Genomic DNA, 16454 nt, shown 5'->3' with positions numbered 1-16454 from the left:
CAGCCGGCGGTGCCGATGTCACACGGTGGCCCCCGCTCCCATGCCACCACGACCCAATTCCCACCACGCGGCCGGGCACGGCAGGTGCTCGTTCAACAGTAGGCCGCCGAGGGCCCGCGCGGGCAGCGCTCTGCAGCTCTTGCCCGAATGCGGACCTCGCGTCCCTGACGGTCTGGTATGCGCCGAACGGGTGGTGCGGGCGGGCCGGACGGGGGCCGCGGCCCCCTGTTGCCCCGCCTCGTCCGCTTACTTCCCCACCCGCGCAGCGCCACGCGTCGCCGGTGTCTCGATCGCGCCTCGATCAGGCCTCGGCGGGAACAGCGGCCTCCCGGGCGGCGTCCGGGCCCTGTTCGAGGAGCACGGCGAATCCGTCCTCGTCCAGGACGGGCACCTTGAGCTGCATCGCCTTGTCGTACTTCGACCCCGGGTTGTCCCCGACCACGACGAAGGAGGTCTTCTTCGAGACGGACCCGGTCACCTTCGCGCCCCGGCTCTGGAGCGCGTCCTTGGCGCCGTCCCTGGTGTGGCCGGTCAGCGTGCCGGTGACGACGACGGTCAGCCCCTCCAGCGGACGCGGCCCCTCGTCCTCGCCCGCGCCCTCGTCCTCCATCCGGACCCCGGCCTCGCGCCACTTGCGCAGGATCTCGCGGTGCCAGTCCTCGGCGAACCACTGCTTGACCGACGCGGCGATGATGGGTCCCACCCCGTCCGCCGCCGCGAGCTCCTCCTCGGAGGCCGCGTCGATCCGGTCGACGGAGCGGAACTGGCGGGCCAGCTCCACGGCTGCCACCGGGCCGACGTGGCGGATCGAGAGTCCCGTCAGGATGCGGGCGAGCGGCGCCTCCTTGGCCGCCGCGATGCCCTCCAGCATGCCGAGGGCGTTCTTCTTCGGCTCGCCCTGCTGGTTGGCGAAGACCGTGGCGATCTTCTCCTCGCCGGTCTTCGGGTCACGCCGGGGAAGCCCGCTGTCGGGGTCCAGGACGTACGCCCGGATCGGCAGCAGCTGGTCGACCGTCAGCCCGAAGAGGTCGCCCTCGTCCAGCAGGGGCGGCTCGGCGGGCTCCAGCGGCTTGGTCAGGGCCGCCGCGGCCACATAGCCGAAGTGGTCGATGTCGAGGCACTTGCGGCCCGCCAGATAGGCCACGCGCTCCCGCAACTGGGCTGGGCAGGAGCGGGCGTTGGGGCAGCGGAGGTCGATGTCGCCCTCCTTCATGGGGCGCAGCGGCGTCCCGCACTCGGGGCACTCGGAGGGCATGACGAACTCCCGCTCGCCGCCGTCCCGCAGGTCGACGACGGGCCCGAGGATCTCCGGGATGACGTCGCCCGCCTTGCGGAGCACCACCGTGTCGCCGATGAGGACGCCCTTGGCCTTGACGACGTTCTGGTTGTGCAGGGTGGCGAACTCGACCTCCGATCCCGCCACGTGGACCGGCTCGACCTGTGCGTAGGGCGTGACCCGTCCGGTGCGGCCGACGCCCACCCTGATGTTGACCAGCTTGGTGTTGACCTCCTGCGGGGCGTACTTCCAGGCGATCGCCCAGCGGGGCGCGCGGGAGGTGGAACCCAGCCTGCCCTGGAGCGGGATCTCGTCGAGCTTGACGACGACGCCGTCGATCTCGTGCTCCACGGAGTCGCGGTGCTCGCCGAAGTACCTGATGAACTCCCGCACCTCGTCGAGGGTTTCGACCACCCGGTTGTGCCGGGCGGTCGGCAGACCCCACTCGCCGAGCAGGTCGTACGCCTGGGAGAGCCGGTCGATGTCGAAGCCCTCGCGGGCTCCGATGCCGTGCACCACCATGTGGAGCGGGCGGGTGGCGGTGACCTTGGGGTCCTTCTGGCGCAGTGACCCGGCCGCCGCGTTGCGCGGGTTGGCGAAGGGCTTGTCACCGGCCTCGACCAGCCGGGCGTTGAGTCCTTCGAAGGCCTCCATGGGGAAGAAGACCTCGCCGCGGATCTCGACGAGCGCGGGGATCCGGTCGCCCTTCAGGCGGTGCGGGATCTCGGCGATCGTGCGGACGTTGGGGGTGATGTCCTCCCCCGTGCGGCCATCGCCCCTGGTCGCGGCGCGGGTCAGCCGGCCGTGCTCGTAGGTGAGGTTGACGGCGAGGCCGTCCACCTTGAGCTCGCACAGGAAGTGGTAGCCGCCCCTGCCCACGTCCTTGGCGACGCGGTCCGCCCAGGCACCGAGCTCCTCGTCGTCGAAGGCGTTGTCCAGCGAGAGCAGGCGCTCGCGGTGCTCGACGGAGGTGAACTCCGTGGTGTACGGGCCCGCGACCTTCTGGGTGGGCGAGTCCGGGGTGCGCAGCTCGGGGTGCGCCTCCTCGATGCCCTCCAGCTCGCGCATCAGCCGGTCGAACGCGGCGTCGTCGACGACCGGCTGGTCCTTCACGTAGTACCGGAAGCGGTGCTCCTCGATCTGCTCGGCGAGGAGTGCGTGCTGTTCCCGCACCTCCGCCGGCACACCCGTCAGCTGCTGCGGCTGCTGTTCGCCGGCCATCGTCCGTTCCTCCCGTTACCCCGTCGAAAACCCGAGCCCGTCACTCAGGGTTGTCCGCGAGCGACCTCGCGGCCCGGGCGCAGTGGGCGAGCGCGGCCCGTGCGTAGGCGGGGGATGCTCCCGCCAGCCCGCACGAGGGGGTGATCACGACGGACTCGGCGAGAGTCCCCGGATTCAGCCCCAGCCTGCTCCACAACGTCCTGACCCCCATGACGCTACCGCCCGGGTCCGACAATGCCGTCGAGGCGCCGTCGAGACCGGGGACGACGCCGAGGAAGAGCTGGGTGCCACCCTCGACGGCTTCCCCGATCGCGTCCTCCTCACGCTCGGTGAGCAGCGAGAAGTCGAAGGAGACCGCGCCCGCCCCGGCGCGGCGCAGCAGCGCGAAGGGCACCTCGGGGGCGCACGAGTGGACGACCGTCGGCCCGTCGCCGTTCACGGCGAGCAGCTCGCGCAGCGTCCCCTCGACGACCTGGCGGTCCACCGCGCGGTAGGTGCGGTAGCCGCTGGCCGATCTGACCCGCCCCAGCAGCACGGCGGTCAGGGAGGGTTCGTCGAGCTGGAGCACGACCTCGGCGCCGGGGACCCTGCGGCGCACCTCGGCGAGGTGGGCGCGCACTCCTTCGGCCAGGGAACCCGCCAGGTCACGGCAGGCGCCGGCGTCGGCGAGCATCGCCTCGCCGCCGCGCAGCTCCAGCGCGGCGGCCAGGGTCCAGGGGCCGACGGCCTGCACCTTGAGCGGGCCCTCGTAGCCCTGGGTGAACTCCTCCAGGGCGTCGAGGTCCTCGCCGAGCCAGGAGCGGGCCCTGCGGGTGTCACGGCCGGGCCGGTCGCTGACCCGCCAGCCGCTGGGCTCGACATGGCCGTACATCTCGACGAGCAGGCCGACGGTCCGGCCGATCATGTCCGCTCCGGGGCCCCGGGCGGGCAGTTCCGCCAGATGCGGCATGCCCTGGCCGTCGGCGAAGGACCCGGTGACGGTCCTGGCCGCCTCCCGGGCGTCTCCCCCCGGCATGGACCCGATCCCCGTCGCCGCGCTCCCGCTGAAACCGCTCTTCTCGCTCACGCGCAAAGCCTACGGGCCCGGGACCACGGGTTCTCAGCGGCCGGGGCGCACCGTCAGGTCGTTGATCTCGGCGTCCCTCGGCAGGTCGAGCGCCAGCAGGATCGTGGTGGCCACCGACTCGGGGTCGATCCAGCGCGAGGCGTCGTACTCCTTGCCCTCCTGCTGGTGGACCTTGGCCTGCATGGGGCTGGCGGTGCGGCCGGGGTAGACGGAGGTGACCCGGACCCCGTTGCCGTGCTCCTCGTGGCGCAGCGAGTCGGCGAGCGCCTTGAGGCCGTGCTTGCTCGCGGCGTACGCGCCCCATCCGGCGTGCGCCGCGAGGCCCGCACCGGAGTTCACGAAGACGACGTGCCCCTTGGCGACACGGAGCTGCGGCAGCAGCAGACGGGTCAGCTCGGCCGGGGAGACCAGGTTGGCGTTGAGCTGGAAGTGCCAGGCCTTGGGGGTGAGTTCGCCGACCTCGCCGAGCTCGACGACGCCCGCGATGTGCAGCAGGGAGTCGAGGCGCTCGGGCATCGGCTGCTGGCCGAACGCCCAGGAGAGCCGGTCGGGGTTGCCGAGGTCGCCGACGAGGGTGGTGGCCCCGGGGTGCAGCGCGGCCAGTTCCCTGGCGCGCCCCGCGTCCCGGGCGAGCAGCACGAGCTCGTCGCCGCGCTCCAGGAGGCGGCGCGCGACGGCCGCGCCGATGCCGGAGCCGGCGCCGGTGATGAGGTGAGCAGTCATGCCCTCATGCTCGCATCACCGGTGGCCGGCGGACTCCTCCAGGTAGGCCAGCGCCCCCACGCCGTCCTTGGCGAAGAAGACCAGGTCGGTGAGCGGGAGCGGCAGGAAGCCCTCGTCCTCCATGCGCTGGAACTGCTGGCGCAGGCCGTCGTAGAACCCGGCGGTGTTCAGCAGGACGACGGGCTTGGTGTGCTTGCCGTGCTTCTTGAGCTCCAGGATCTCCGTCGCCTCGTCGAGTGTGCCCGTCCCGCCGACCATGACCACGATCGCGTCGGACTTCTCCAGGAGCAGCGCCTTGCGCTCGGCGAGGTCCTTGGCGATCACCATCTCGTCGGCGTTCGTCCGGGCCTTCGCCGCCAGGAACTCCACGGAGACCCCGACGAGCCGCCCGCCGGACTCCTGCACACCGTCGGCGACGACCTTCATCAGGCCGCTCTCCGATCCGCCCCACACCAGGGTGTGACCGCCCCGGCCCAGCAGCTCGGCGAATTCCCGGGCGGGCACGGTGTAGCGGTCGTCGAGGTCGGCGGCGGAGAGGAAGACGCAGATGTTCATACGGACACCGTACGGCCGTCCCCCGGGTCGGGAAGAAACCGGGCTCCCGGACGGCTGAATCGGATATGACCTCCACCACAGGACACACCATCACCGTCGAGCCCTCGGACGTGCGGGTGCGCGTCGTGCACGAGGGGCAGGTGCTCGCCGAGAGCCGCCGCCCTCTGGTGCTGCGCGAGACGGGCTGTCCCGACCGCTACTACCTGCCGCCCGAGGACGTCCGCACCGGTCTGCTGACGCCGTCGGAGACCCGGACGCACTGCCCGTTCAAGGGGGACGCCTCGTACTGGTCCGTGCCGGGGGCCCAGGACCTCGTCTGGAGCTACGAGGAGCCCAAGGAGCAAGTCGCCTCGATCAAGGGGCACTTCTGCTTCTACGGCACCGAGGTCGTCCCCGGCTGACCGTCAGAAACATTTCTCCGCACGGGCGATGAGTTCCGGGCGGCCCGGCAGTCCACCCTCACATGGACAAGACTCTCTCCCGTGACGGCACGTCGATCGCGTACCGCCGCCAGGGCGACGGGCCGCCGGTGATCCTGGTCGGCGGGGCTCTGAGCACCGCCGCCGACGAGGCTCCGCTGGCCGCTCTGCTGGCCCCGCGCTTCACGGTCGTCACGTACGACCGCCGGGGCCGGGGCGCCAGTGGCGACAGCGGGCCGTACACGGTCCGCCGTGAGATCGAGGACCTGGCGGCGGTCGCGGCGCGGGTGGGCGGGCCCGTCTCGCTGTTCGGCATGCTGTCGGGCGGGGCGCTGGCCCTGGAGGCGCACGCCGCGGGGCTGCCCGTGGAGCTGCTCGCGGTCTACGAGCCGCCGTACACCCCGGGCACCGCCGGTCTGCCGCACACGTCGCGCTGCTCGGCGCAGCTGCACCGGCTACTGGCGGCCGGTGACCGGGGCGGCGCCGTCGAGCTGTACCTGTCGCGCACCGGGGTGCCGGAGGCGACCATCGCCCGCATGCGCGTGGCCCCGCTGTGGCGAGGCCTGGAGGCGGTGGCCCACACCCTCGCCTACGACGACGTGCTGCTGGGCGACGGGTCGGTTCCCGCCGGAAGGTTCGCGGCCGTGCGGGCACGCACGCTGGTGGCGACCGGCGGTTTCAGCACCGTGCAGGCCCGTGAGAGCTCCCTCGCCCTCGCCGCCGCGATCCCCAGGGCCAGGCACCGCACCCTGACCGGGCAGACCCGCGAGCTGGCACCCCATGTGATCGCGCCGGTGCTGGCGGACTTCTTCGGCCGGGCCGCGTTCCTGCCCACGGCGTCCTGACCGGGGCGTGAAGCCGGGCCGAGTCGTCGCAGGGGGGCGACCCGGCCCGCACGACCGTCGCCCTCAGCCGCCCGCCGCGGCCCTCTCGCGGCGTACCGTCGTCGCGATCGTGGCCGAGCCGACGACCCGGGTGCCGTCGTACAGCACGACCGCCTGGCCGGGGGCCACGCCCCGGACGGGCTCGGCGAAGGTGACGGCCAGGGTGCCGTCGGTCAGTTCCGCCGTCACCTCGGTCTCGCCGCCGTGGGCGCGGAGCTGCGCGGTGTACGTGCCGGGGCCTTCGGGCGCCAGGCCGCACCAGCGGGGCCTGATCGCGGTGAGGGCCGTGACGTCCAGGGCCTCCACCGGGCCGACCGTGACCGTGTTGTTCACCGGGGAGATGTCCAGGACGTAGCGCGGCTTGCCGTCGGGGGCGGGGTGGCCGATGCGCAGGCCCTTGCGCTGGCCGATGGTGAAGCCGAAGGCGCCCTCGTGGGTGCCCACCTTCGTTCCGGCCTCGTCGAGGATGTCGCCCTCCGCCGGGCCGCCGAGGCGGCCCGCCAGGAAGCCCTGGGTGTCGCCGTCGGCGATGAAGCAGATGTCGTGGCTGTCGGGCTTCTTGGCGACCGCGAGGCCCCGGCGCTCGGCCTCGGCCCGGATCTCGTCCTTGGTGGTCAGGGTGTCGCCCAGCGGGAACATGGCGTGGGCGAGCTGCTTCTCGTCCAGGACGCCGAGGACGTAGCTCTGGTCCTTGGCCATGTCCGACGCGCGGTGCAGCTCCCGGCTGCCGTCGTCGTTCAGCACGACGGTGGCGTAGTGGCCGGTGCAGACCGCGTCGAAGCCGAGGGCCAGCGCCTTGTCGAGCAGCGCGGCGAACTTGATCTTCTCGTTGCAGCGCAGGCAGGGGTTGGGCGTGCGCCCCGCCTCGTACTCCGCGACGAAGTCGTCCACGACGTCCTCGCGGAAGCGTTCCGCGAGGTCCCAGACGTAGAACGGGATGCCGATGACGTCCGCCGCGCGGCGGGCGTCACGGGAGTCCTCGATGGTGCAACAGCCGCGCGCACCCGTCCGGAAGGACTGCGGGTTCGCGGAGAGGGCGAGGTGCACACCGGTCACGTCGTGGCCCGCCTCGGCGGCACGGGCCGCCGCCACGGCGGAGTCGACTCCGCCCGACATGGCGGCGAGCACACGGAGGGGGCGCTGGGAGGTCTGAGTCATAGCTTCTCCAGAGTACGGGGCGCCGGGAACCGAATGCTCGCGGATAAGCGTTGAGGACGACATGGGGAACAACGGGAGTGCCGGCGGATCGGGTAAAGCACCTGGTCACGGCATCAGTCGGCGCTCACTGCTGATCGGTGGCGGTGTCGCGGCAGCAGGCACGGCCCTGCTGGCGGCCGAGGAGATCAAGCGCGTCTGGTGGCGGGTGCCGGGCGTGGAGAAGCCGCGCACGCCGGGTGAGCTCGACTACACCCCGGCGCGCTGGGTCGCGGCCTCCGAGGCGAACTGGCGGCGCGCGGACCGCCCCGACGACTACGGCGTGGACCGCGTGATCGTCCATGTCACCCAGGGCAGCTACGCCAGCGCGGTCCGTGTCTTCCAGGACCCGGCACACCAGGCGGCGACGCACTACATCGTGCGCAAGAACGGCCGGGTGACGCAGATGATCCGCGAGCTCGACGTGGCGTACCACGCGGGCAACCGCTCCTTCAACGAACGCAGCATCGGCATCGAGCACGAGGGCTTCGTCGACCGCCCCCAGGACTTCACCGCACAGATGTACGAGTCCTCGGCCCGGCTGACGGCCGCGATATGCGAGCGGTACGGGATTCCGGTGGACCGCGAGCACATCATCGGGCACGTCGAGGTGCCCGGCACGGACCACACCGATCCCGGACCGCACTGGGACTGGCCCCGCTACATGAAGCTGGTGCGCGCGGCGTCCACGGGCGGCTCGCGGGCTAGCTGAGCCCTGCCGTCCTGGCGCGCTCGACGGCGGGGCCGATCGCCCGCGCGACCTCCTCGACGTCCCGGGCGGTGGAGGTGTGGCCGAGCGAGAAGCGCAGCGTGCCGCGTGCCAGGCCCGGGTCGGTGCCGGTGGCCAGCAGCACATGGCTGGGCTGGGCGATGCCCGCCGTGCAGGCGGACCCGGTGGAGCATTCGATGCCCTGGGCGTCGAGCAGCAGGAGGAGGGAGTCGCCCTCGCAGCCGGGGAAGGTGAAGTGGGCGTTGGCGGGCAGCCGGCCGCCGGGGGCCGGGTCACCGCCGAGAACGGCGTCGGGCACCGCCTTGTGCACGGCGGCGGCCAGCTCGTCGCGGAGCGCGCCGATCTCACGGGCGAAGCCCTCGCGCCCCTCGGCGGCGTGCCGTCCGGCCACGGCGAACGCGGCCACGGCGGGCACGTCGAGGGTGCCGGAGCGCACATGCCGCTCCTGCCCGCCGCCGTGCAGCACGGGCACCGGGGTCTGGTCGCGGCCGAGCAGCAGCGCGCCGATGCCGAACGGTCCGCCGATCTTGTGCGCGCTGACGGTCATCGCGGCCAGCCCCGAGCCGGCGAAGTCGACGTCGAGCTGCCCGAACGCCTGCACCGCGTCGGCATGCATGGGCACGCCGAACTCGCGCGCGACCTCGGCGAGTTCGCGTATCGGCATGATGGTGCCGATCTCGTTGTTGGCCCACATCACGGTGACCAGCGCGACGTCGTCGGGGCTGCGGACGAGCGCTTCGCGCAGCACGTCCGGGTGCACCCGTCCGTACGTGTCGACCGGGAGGTACTCGACGGTGGCGCCCTCGTGCTCGGCGAGCCAGTCCACGGCGTCGAGCACGGCGTGGTGCTCCACCGGGCTGGCGAGGACCCTGGTCCGCCGGGGGTCGGCGTCGCGGCGGGCCCAGTAGAGGCCCTTCACGGCGAGGTTGTCGGCCTCGGTACCGCCGGAGGTCAGGACCACCTCGCTGGGGCGTGCGCCGAGCGCCTCGGCGAGGGTCTCTCTGGACTCCTCGACGGTACGGCGGGCCCGGCGCCCGGCAGCGTGCAGAGAGGACGCGTTGCCGGTGACGGCGAGCTGCGCGGTCATCGCCGCGATCGCCTCCGGAAGCATCGGCGTGGTCGCGGCGTGGTCGAGGTAAGCCATGGTGGAGACGATTCTACGAGCCCGGGGAGCGAAGCGTACCGAGGGCGGCACCCGGCGCAGGAGGATGCCCGCCCGCGGCAGCCCGGAGGAGCCGCGGGTGAGGGCCCGGCAGTACTCAGACGGCGGTCCAGCGCTGGGCCGCCGCTCCCGAGCAGTTGCTCGCCAGGAGGCCGCCGCCGTTCCCCGTTCCGAGGCAGCCCCCCGTGCCGACGCTCACGAGCGTGCCTCCCGCCCCCGCCCGCCACTGGCGTGAGGCGTCCTCGTTGCACGAGAGCAGCAGGATCCCTCCCGCGCCGGCGCTGAGGCACGACCTGCCCGATTCGTGGACGAGCTGGAAGGATCCGCCGGACACGCTCCGGACGCTCCAGACCGTGCCCGAGCCGTCGCAGTTCCCGGTGCTCGGGTAGCCGTTGAACGGGGCGGCGAGGCACTTGCCGTTCCCGCCGTTGCGATAGCGGTGGTTACCGGAGGGCGCGGTCCCGCCGGAGCCGGACCCGCCGGTGGCACTGGACCCGCCGGTGTCGCTGGAACCGCCGGAGCTGCCGGAGCCGCCGGAGGAGCCCGACGCTCCTGAGGCGTCGCCGGAGGCATCGCCGGAGCCTCCCCCGGCGCCCCCGGCTTCCGGCGCCGGCGCGGACGAGCCGGCAGGCGTCCTGTCCTCTCCCTCGCCCTGCTCGTCCTTCTCCTTGTCCTTCGGCGTTCTGGCCGGTGACGCCGAGCCGGACGGGCTCGCGGTCGTGGAGGAGGCACCGGGCACTGCCGGAGCCGTGGCGGAGACCGACGGACCGGCGGCCTTGTCGTCGTCCGGAGCGGAAACATGGGGCAGGTACTGGACGGCGAGCGTCGCTCCGCCCACCTTCACGACGACGGGGACGACGGCGAGGAAGACCCGCCTGCGCCGCCGGCGTTCCGGGGCCTTCGGGCCGCCCTTCCGCCCCAGGCGGAGCGTCTCCACCGACTCGGGCTCCGGCAGCTCGATCTCCTGGACGTGCGCGGCGAAGGTGGCCTTCTCCGCGAGGTCGCCGCTGATGGAGTCCGGCCACAGGGGGGACGTGAACGGCCCGTGTCCCTCCGCGCGCCGCACCAGCTCCGCAGCCGTGGGACGGGCCCCGGCATCCTTTTCGAGGCAGGCCGCGACGACATCGGCGAGGGCGGGGTCCAGCTCCCGCAGCGCCTCCAGGTCGGGCTCCTCGTGCACGATGCGGTAGAGCACCGCGGGGCCGGACTCGTCGCCGAAGGGCGGGGTGCCGCCGGCCGCGTACGCGAGGACCGAGCCGAGGGCGAACACATCGGCGGCACCGGTCAGGTCCCGCCTCGTCGTGGCCTGTTCGGGAGCCATGTAGGCGGGCGTGCCGATCACCATGCCGCTCCGGGTCAGCTGGCTCTGTTCGGTCGCCCGGGCCACGCCGAAGTCGATGACCGTGGCGCCCTCGACCGTCAGCATGACGTTGGACGGCTTGAGGTCCCGGTGCACCATGCCCAGTTCATGCACGGGAACCAGCCCCGCCGCGGCCTCGCGCAGCAGCAGCCACAGGGTCTTCGCGGGCAACGGGCCCCCGTGCAGCTCCAGGGCCTTGCTCAGGGTGAGCCCGGGCACGTACGCCGTCGCCAGCCACGGCGGCCGGGCGTCGCGGTCACTGGCCAGCAGGGGCGCGGTGGCCGCGGCGGGGAGCCGGGAGAGGTTGTCCAGCTCGTGTCCGAAGCGGCGTACGAAGTCCTGGTCCTCACCCGCGATCGAGGGCAGCACCTGCTTGACGGCGACGTACCGCCCCTCGTGGACCCCGAGGAACACCCGCCCCATTCCACCGGAACCCAGCCGGCCCGCCAGCGGAATCCCACCGATCTGCCGTGGATCATCCGCTTCCAGCGGCTTGGCTCCGCTGCCCGCCAGATCTGACACGCCCGCACCGTCTCCCCGTGACACACGATTTACGTACGAGGCGAAGTCTGACCAGTGGATACTGGTTGCGGAGGCACTTTCTAGAAAACTGCTCTAGAAGTTCACTGCGGAGGAACCCCGCCTCACGAACACAGGGACGGTCAGCGGATGAGCCCCAAGCAGCATCGCGGCGAGGTCACTTCCGATCTGCTCCTGGACGCCGCGCTACGGGTGTTCGTCGCGTCGGGCGAGCAGGGACTCACCGTCAGCGCCGTGGTGGAGGCCAGCGGCGTGAGCCTGGGCAGCCTCTACCACCACTTCGGCAGCATCGACGGCCTGGTCGCCGGCCTCAGCCACCGCTGGCTGGACCGGCTGCTGGGCGAACTGGCGAAGGCGGTGCGGGACTCCGGCACGGCCGAGGAGGGCATCGCCGCCGTCGTGGGCGCGTATCTGGCCTTCGTACGGGAACACAGCGGCCCCGCGCTCCTCCTGCACTCCCCGCTCTCCGACCGCAAGGGCATGGCGCGGGGCAGGGAACTCCGCGACGCGCAGGAGGCCAGGGTCTCGGAGCTGGGCGGCTGGATACAGCGGCGCGTGGGCTCCGGGGAGCTGGCCCCGCTCCCCCTTCCGCTGATCGAGTCCCTCGTGCTCGGCCCGGTCGTCGCCGTCGCGCGGCGCAAGCTGTCGGGCATCGACGACGTCGACCTCGACGAGGCCGCGCGCCTCCTGCCGGAACAGATCTGGCGGTCGGTCCGCGCGTAGGCGCGACCCGGTCAGCCGGTCAGGCTCCAGGAGACGGTGCCGTTGCCCGTGACCAGGACGGCGAGGACGACCAGGTCGGCGATGCCGAGTCCCAGTCCGAGCAGGGCGCGGCCCCGGCGGGCGGTGGAGCGGGCGAGCGCCAGGAGCGCCATGACGATGGCGACGGGCCCGAGCAGGATGTTCATCACCAGGAGGCCGAGCAGCCCCAGCACGAAGGAGGCGACGGCCAGCCCGTCGGCCTCACGCGTGGCCGTCCGGGCGGGGGTGGTGGCGCGTGCGGCGGCGAGTGTCATGGTGCGGGCTCCTTCGTCAGCGGGTGCGGCGGGCGAGGTGTTCACGGACACCGAAGACCGCCAGCCAGAGACCGATCACGGCCGCGGCGGTCAGGGCCAGGGGCAGCGGAAGGTGTGCGACCGCCCCGAGGACCACCCCCAGCAGGAGCAGTGCGGCGACGAGGACGAACATGTCCGGCCTTTCTGCGAGCTTGAGAGTACGACTGTTCACTGACTGATGAGTCTAGACCCCCGAACCCTTCCAAGACTCGGAGAACGGTTGTTTACTGAATGGCATGAGTCACACCATCGGCATCCGCCAGGCACAGAAGCTGAAGACGCGTCAGGCACTGCTCGACGCGGCGCTCCGGCTGCTGGAGCACCAGAGCCTGAGCAGCCTGGGCCTGCGCGAGGTGACGCGCGCCGTGGGGGTGGCCCCGACCGCCTTCTACCGCCACTTCGACGACACGGCGGCGCTGGGCGTCGCACTCGTCGAGGAGACCCTCGGCAGCCTGCACGGCATGATCGGCGCGATCCTCGCCGACACGGGGGACAGCGAGGAGCGGCTCGACCGGAGCGTCGGCCTGATAGCCCGTCACGTGGCCGAGCAGCCGGCCCACTTCCGCTTCATCGCCCGCGAGCAGCACGGCGGCGTCGCGCGCGTACGCGAGGCCATCGCCGCCCAGCTGCGCGGCTTCGCCGAGGAGGTCGCGCACGTCCTCGGCGAAGAGCCGGAGTCGGCCGGCTGGGAGCCCGAGGACCTGCTGATGCTGGGCGGGCTCTACGTCGACCACATGGTGCTCACGGCGTCGGCGCTGCTGGACGCGGGGCCCGAGGGCGAGCGGGAGGTCGTGCGGGAGGCGCGGCGCAGGCTGCGCCTCGTCACCGTGGGCCGGGCCCACTGGCTGGACAAGCCGTAGGGTCGGTCCCATGAGCGACTGGACCCTGGACCGGACCTTCACCAGTTCCTCCGGCGAGGTGCGCTGGGCCGCGCTCGGCCCCGAGCAGGCTCCGCCCGTCGTCCTGGTGCACGGCACGCCCTTCTCCTCGTACGTCTGGCGCTCGGTCGCCAGGGCCCTGGCCCAGGACCACCGGGTGTACGTGTGGGACCTGCCGGGTTACGGCGCCTCCGCGCAGCACGCCGACCAGGACGTGACCCTGCGCGCCCAGGCCTGGGTGTTCACCGAGCTCCTGGACCACTGGGAGCTGGCGGAACCCGCCGTGGCCGCCCACGACTTCGGCGGCTGCGTCGCCCTGCGCGCCCGCCTGCTGCACGGTGCCCGCTACCGGCGCCTCGCCCTCGTCGACCCGGTGGCGCTGGCCCCGTGGGGTTCGCCCGCCTACCGGCTGCTGGGCGGCCGGGCCGAGGTCTTCGAACAGCTGCCGCCCGCCCTGCACCGGGCACTGGTGGCCGAGTACGTGAGCTCGGCGAGCCGCCGGGGGCTGGGCCCCGCCGTGCTGGACCGGCTCGTCGCGCCCTGGTGCACCGCGTCGGGGCAGCCCGCCTTCTACCGGCAGATCGCCCAGAACGACATGCGGTTCACGGACGAGATCCAGCACCGCTACGGGGAGCTGGACCTGCCCGTGCTGATCTGCTGGGGGACGGACGACACCTGGATCCCGGTGGCCCGCGGCCATGAGCTGGCCGGGCTGATCCCCGGGGCGGAGCTGAGACTGATCGAGGGGGCCGGGCATCTCGTGCAGGAGGACGCCCCGGCCGAGCTGACGGCGGCCCTCACCCGCTTTCTGCGTACAACCGCGTGACGGAGGCCGCCGCTTCGGCCAGGACGCGGCGCGCCCCGGAGGGCGAGAGCACTTCGAGGTGGGCGCCGAAGGAGAGCAGGGAACGCGCCCACCCGAGCTCGGGCACGGCGAGTTCGGCGCGCACCCACTCCCCCGCGGACTCCGCTTCCGGCTCGGGCGGCCCGGCCAGCACCGCCGTGTGGAGACGTACGAAGAGGTCCACCCTGGAGCGGTGCACCCGCACGCGCAGCCGCACGGCCCCCGGCCGCTCCTCGACCTGCCTGCGCAGTTCCTCCCACATGCCGGAGGGCTCCACGCCCTCCCTGCGCACCACGGGTTCCTCCGTGAGGGACGCGAGCTTCACCCGGTCCGCGCGGAAGAGCCGGGGCACGCCGTCGAGGTCGGCGATCAGGTACCAGACACCGGCCTTCACCACGAGGCCGTACGGGTCGACCGTGTAGACGCGCGGGGAGTCCGTGCCACTGTGCCGGTAGTGGAGCAGCAGCCTGCGGTCGGCGAAGACCGCGTCGTGGAGCTCGCCCACGTCGACGGCGGTGCGCGGGCCGCTCATCCAGCGGACCGGGTCCACCAGGATGCGGCGGCTGGTCTGCTCGGCGGCCGGCCGGTGCGGCGCCGGGAGCGCCGCCATCACCTTGCGCAGGGCGGAGCCGAGCGCGGCGTCGAGCCCGAGCGCCGCGTGGGCGCCCTGCGCGGCCAGGACGAACAGGGCGCGCGCCTCGTCGGCGGTGAGCCCGGTGACATCCGTGCGGAAGCCCGGAAGCAGCGCGATGCCCCCGTTGCGCCCCCGCTCCGCGTACACGGGCACCCCGGAGGCCGAGAGCGCCTCGACGTCCCGGTAGATGGTGCGCACGGAGACTTCGAGGCGCTCGGCGAGCTCACCGGCGGACACCAGGCCGCGGGTCTGGAGCAGCAGCAGGATGGAGAGCAACCGGTCCGACTTCACCGCACCATCATGGCGCGGGGCTCAGCCCCGGGGCGCGCGGGCCAGCTGCCGGGACTGGGCGACGAGGCGGCCCGCGCTGTCCCAGACGTCCGCGTCCTCCTCCAGGAAGCCGCCGGCGAGGTTGCGGGTGGTGATGGAGACACGCAGCGGCCCGGGAGCGGGGCGGCAGCGGATGTGGGCGGTGAGCTCGATGGTGGGGGTCCAGCCCTTCAGCCCGAGCTCGAAGGAGGTGGGCGGCAGCGCGTCCACGGTGAGCAGCAGCGAGAGCGGGTCGGCGTCGCGGCCGTCCGCGAGACCGAACCAGCCCCGCATCTCCCCCTTGCCCGAGGGCGCGCCGACGGCCCAGCCGACCGTCGCCGGGTCGAGCTTGATGTCGAGCCGCTCGGTGATGGCGGAGCTGCCGGGGATCGGCGCCGTACCGTCGCTCGCTCCGAGGCACTGCTCCAGGGGCGGCATGACGGGCGGCTCGGCCGAGGTGCGGATGTCCTCGCTCAGGCCGTCGAGGTCCCCGTAGGTGGCCAGCACCCGGATGCGCTCGATCTCGCTGCCGTCCTCGGCGTACTGGAAGAGCGACGCCTCGCCGGTGGAGAGCGTGCGGCCGGTGCGGACGACCTGCGTCCGGATCACGGCGGGGCCGGGCACGGACGCCGTGAGGTAGTGCGCGGAGACCGAGAAGGGGTCGGCGTGCGGGAGCGCCTCGCCGAGCGCGCGGCCGAGCAGGGCCAGAAGGTATCCGCCGTTGACCGCGTGGATGATCGTCCAGCCCGCGGAGAGCTCCGCGTCGTAGACGCCTTCCTCCCGGAGGGTGACCGCCGTGTCGCGGTCGAACTCGCTGTCACCGATGGTCGCCTGTGTGCGCGACTCCTGCGCTGCTGCCTGTGCCATGGCATGCACGGTACACCGATCGTATTACTGAGCGGTAGCTTTGTATTGCGGTCAGATGACGGCCGGGGTCTCCTCGGCCGTCGCCGAGCGTCTGTTCCAGGCGCGCGGCGCCCGCCAGTGGAAGCGCATGGACAGCAGCCGCAGAACGAAGGCGGTGACGACGGCGGTGCCGCTGGTGTAGGCGTTGAGGGCGTCGAAGCGGATGCAGAGCACCACCATGGTGGCGCCGACGATCGCGGGCACGGCGTACAGGTCGCGGTCCCAGCGCAGCAGTGACGGCACCTCGTTGGCGAGCACGTCGCGCAGCACACCGCCGCCGACCGCGGTGGCGAGCCCGAGGGCGGCGGACGCGGTGAGGCCGAGGCCGTAGTCGTACGCCTTGACCGTGCCGGATACGCAGAAGAGCCCCAGCCCCGCCGCGTCGAAGACGTTGACACCGACCTGGATCCGCTCGACGTGCGGGTGCAGGAAGAAGACGAGCCCCGCGGCGAGCAGCGGCGTCGTGAAGTAGCCGAGATCGGTGAAGGCGGCCGGAGGGATCGCGCCGATCATCACGTCACGGAAGATCCCTCCGCCCAGCGCTGTCACCTCGGCCAGGACCGCGATGCCGAAGACATCGAAGTTCTTGCGTACGGCGAGCAGGGCACCCGAGATCGCGAAGACGAAGATTCCGACGATGTCGAGCGCATGCTGGACGGAGGGGGTGAAGAGTTCGTTGAGCACCGGGCAATTGTGCC

At 72.7% G+C, this 16454-nt stretch carries 18 protein-coding genes; 6 read left to right on the top strand and 12 right to left on the bottom strand.

Features of this window, described 5'->3' with window-relative positions:
- Window positions 1–301 precede the first annotated feature (301 nt).
- From ligA to AMK10_RS05985, 4 genes are read right to left on the bottom strand one after another with little or no spacing between them, the layout of a single operon-like run.
- The gene (gene ligA, locus AMK10_RS06000; protein ID WP_073745476.1) at window positions 302–2497 is read right to left on the bottom strand and encodes an NAD-dependent DNA ligase LigA; all 2196 of its coding nucleotides are present in this window, start codon (window positions 2495–2497) and stop codon (window positions 302–304) included.
- A 40-nt stretch (window positions 2498–2537) separates the two neighbouring features.
- Window positions 2538–3563, bottom strand: a complete 1026-nt coding sequence (locus tag AMK10_RS05995; protein WP_073745474.1) for a methionine synthase — start codon at window positions 3561–3563, stop codon at window positions 2538–2540.
- 33 nt (window positions 3564–3596) lie between these two features.
- Window positions 3597–4286: an SDR family oxidoreductase gene (locus tag AMK10_RS05990; RefSeq protein WP_073745472.1), complete on the bottom strand. Its 690-nt coding sequence runs from the start codon at window positions 4284–4286 to the stop codon at window positions 3597–3599.
- Window positions 4287–4301: 15 nt separating this feature from the next.
- On the bottom strand, window positions 4302–4841 hold the full coding sequence (locus AMK10_RS05985; RefSeq protein ID WP_073745470.1) for a TIGR00730 family Rossman fold protein: 540 nt from the start codon (window positions 4839–4841) through the stop codon (window positions 4302–4304).
- 65 nt (window positions 4842–4906) lie between these two features.
- Between AMK10_RS05985 and AMK10_RS05980 the strand changes: the two genes are divergently transcribed.
- Window positions 4907–5242 (top strand): DUF427 domain-containing protein, encoded by a 336-nt coding sequence (locus AMK10_RS05980; protein WP_073745468.1) that lies wholly within the window; start codon window positions 4907–4909, stop codon window positions 5240–5242.
- 62 nt (window positions 5243–5304) lie between these two features.
- Window positions 5305–6105, top strand: coding sequence for an alpha/beta fold hydrolase (locus tag AMK10_RS05975; protein WP_073745465.1), 801 nt, complete (start codon window positions 5305–5307; stop codon window positions 6103–6105).
- Window positions 6106–6168: 63 nt separating this feature from the next.
- Here AMK10_RS05975 and mnmA read toward each other — a convergent pair whose 3' ends face one another.
- Window positions 6169–7302 (bottom strand): tRNA 2-thiouridine(34) synthase MnmA, encoded by a 1134-nt coding sequence (gene mnmA, locus AMK10_RS05970; protein ID WP_073745463.1) that lies wholly within the window; start codon window positions 7300–7302, stop codon window positions 6169–6171.
- Window positions 7303–7363: 61 nt separating this feature from the next.
- Here mnmA and AMK10_RS05965 point away from each other — a divergent pair, with 61 nt between their 5' ends.
- Window positions 7364–8050, top strand: a complete 687-nt coding sequence (locus tag AMK10_RS05965) for an N-acetylmuramoyl-L-alanine amidase (RefSeq protein ID WP_073745461.1) — start codon at window positions 7364–7366, stop codon at window positions 8048–8050.
- On the opposite strand, the gene AMK10_RS05960 is transcribed toward AMK10_RS05965, so the two are convergent.
- Both AMK10_RS05960 and AMK10_RS05955 read right to left on the bottom strand, forming a co-directional pair.
- Complete coding sequence (locus AMK10_RS05960; RefSeq protein ID WP_073745459.1) at window positions 8043–9212, bottom strand: cysteine desulfurase family protein; 1170 nt, start codon at window positions 9210–9212, stop codon at window positions 8043–8045. The two genes, AMK10_RS05965 and AMK10_RS05960, sit on opposite strands and share 8 nt — an antisense overlap.
- A 115-nt stretch (window positions 9213–9327) precedes the next feature.
- Window positions 9328–11112 (bottom strand): serine/threonine-protein kinase, encoded by a 1785-nt coding sequence (locus tag AMK10_RS05955; RefSeq protein WP_073745457.1) that lies wholly within the window; start codon window positions 11110–11112, stop codon window positions 9328–9330.
- 147 nt (window positions 11113–11259) lie between these two features.
- Between AMK10_RS05955 and AMK10_RS05950 the strand changes: the two genes are divergently transcribed.
- A complete protein-coding gene (locus AMK10_RS05950) occupies window positions 11260–11853 on the top strand; it encodes a TetR/AcrR family transcriptional regulator (RefSeq protein ID WP_073745455.1) in 594 nt (197 codons plus the stop codon).
- An 11-nt stretch (window positions 11854–11864) separates the two neighbouring features.
- Here AMK10_RS05950 and AMK10_RS05945 read toward each other — a convergent pair whose 3' ends face one another.
- Together AMK10_RS05945 and AMK10_RS37295 are read right to left on the bottom strand one after the other, a co-directional pair.
- A complete protein-coding gene (locus tag AMK10_RS05945) occupies window positions 11865–12146 on the bottom strand; it encodes a DUF4190 domain-containing protein (protein ID WP_073745453.1) in 282 nt (93 codons plus the stop codon).
- A gap of 16 nt (window positions 12147–12162) precedes the next feature.
- Window positions 12163–12357 carry a hypothetical protein gene (locus AMK10_RS37295; protein ID WP_143194940.1) on the bottom strand — a complete coding sequence of 65 codons (195 nt, stop codon included), beginning with the start codon at window positions 12355–12357 and terminating at the stop codon, window positions 12163–12165.
- A 64-nt stretch (window positions 12358–12421) separates the two neighbouring features.
- On the opposite strand from AMK10_RS37295, the gene AMK10_RS05940 reads away from it, so the two are divergent.
- Window positions 12422–13045 (top strand): TetR family transcriptional regulator, encoded by a 624-nt coding sequence (locus tag AMK10_RS05940; RefSeq protein WP_073745451.1) that lies wholly within the window; start codon window positions 12422–12424, stop codon window positions 13043–13045.
- 10 nt (window positions 13046–13055) lie between these two features.
- Window positions 13056–13889, top strand: coding sequence for an alpha/beta fold hydrolase (locus tag AMK10_RS05935; RefSeq protein ID WP_073745449.1), 834 nt, complete (start codon window positions 13056–13058; stop codon window positions 13887–13889).
- Here AMK10_RS05935 and AMK10_RS05930 read toward each other — a convergent pair.
- From AMK10_RS05930 to AMK10_RS05920, 3 genes are read right to left on the bottom strand one after another with little or no spacing between them, the layout of a single operon-like run.
- Window positions 13861–14832, bottom strand: coding sequence for a helix-turn-helix transcriptional regulator (locus AMK10_RS05930; protein ID WP_073745447.1), 972 nt, complete (start codon window positions 14830–14832; stop codon window positions 13861–13863). The genes AMK10_RS05935 and AMK10_RS05930 overlap by 29 nt on opposite strands.
- 21 nt (window positions 14833–14853) lie before the next feature.
- Complete coding sequence (locus AMK10_RS05925) at window positions 14854–15717, bottom strand: thioesterase family protein (RefSeq protein ID WP_073745445.1); 864 nt, start codon at window positions 15715–15717, stop codon at window positions 14854–14856.
- A 51-nt stretch (window positions 15718–15768) separates the two neighbouring features.
- Window positions 15769–16440 carry a trimeric intracellular cation channel family protein gene (locus AMK10_RS05920; protein ID WP_073745443.1) on the bottom strand — a complete coding sequence of 224 codons (672 nt, stop codon included), beginning with the start codon at window positions 16438–16440 and terminating at the stop codon, window positions 15769–15771.
- Window positions 16441–16454 lie beyond the last annotated feature (14 nt).

It is taken from the genome of Streptomyces sp. CB02058 (genome assembly GCF_001905505.1).
Taxonomy (GTDB): domain Bacteria; phylum Actinomycetota; class Actinomycetes; order Streptomycetales; family Streptomycetaceae; genus Streptomyces.
Note: the sequence above shows the minus strand (reverse complement) of the source record. Positions and strands in the feature narration are given on the sequence as shown.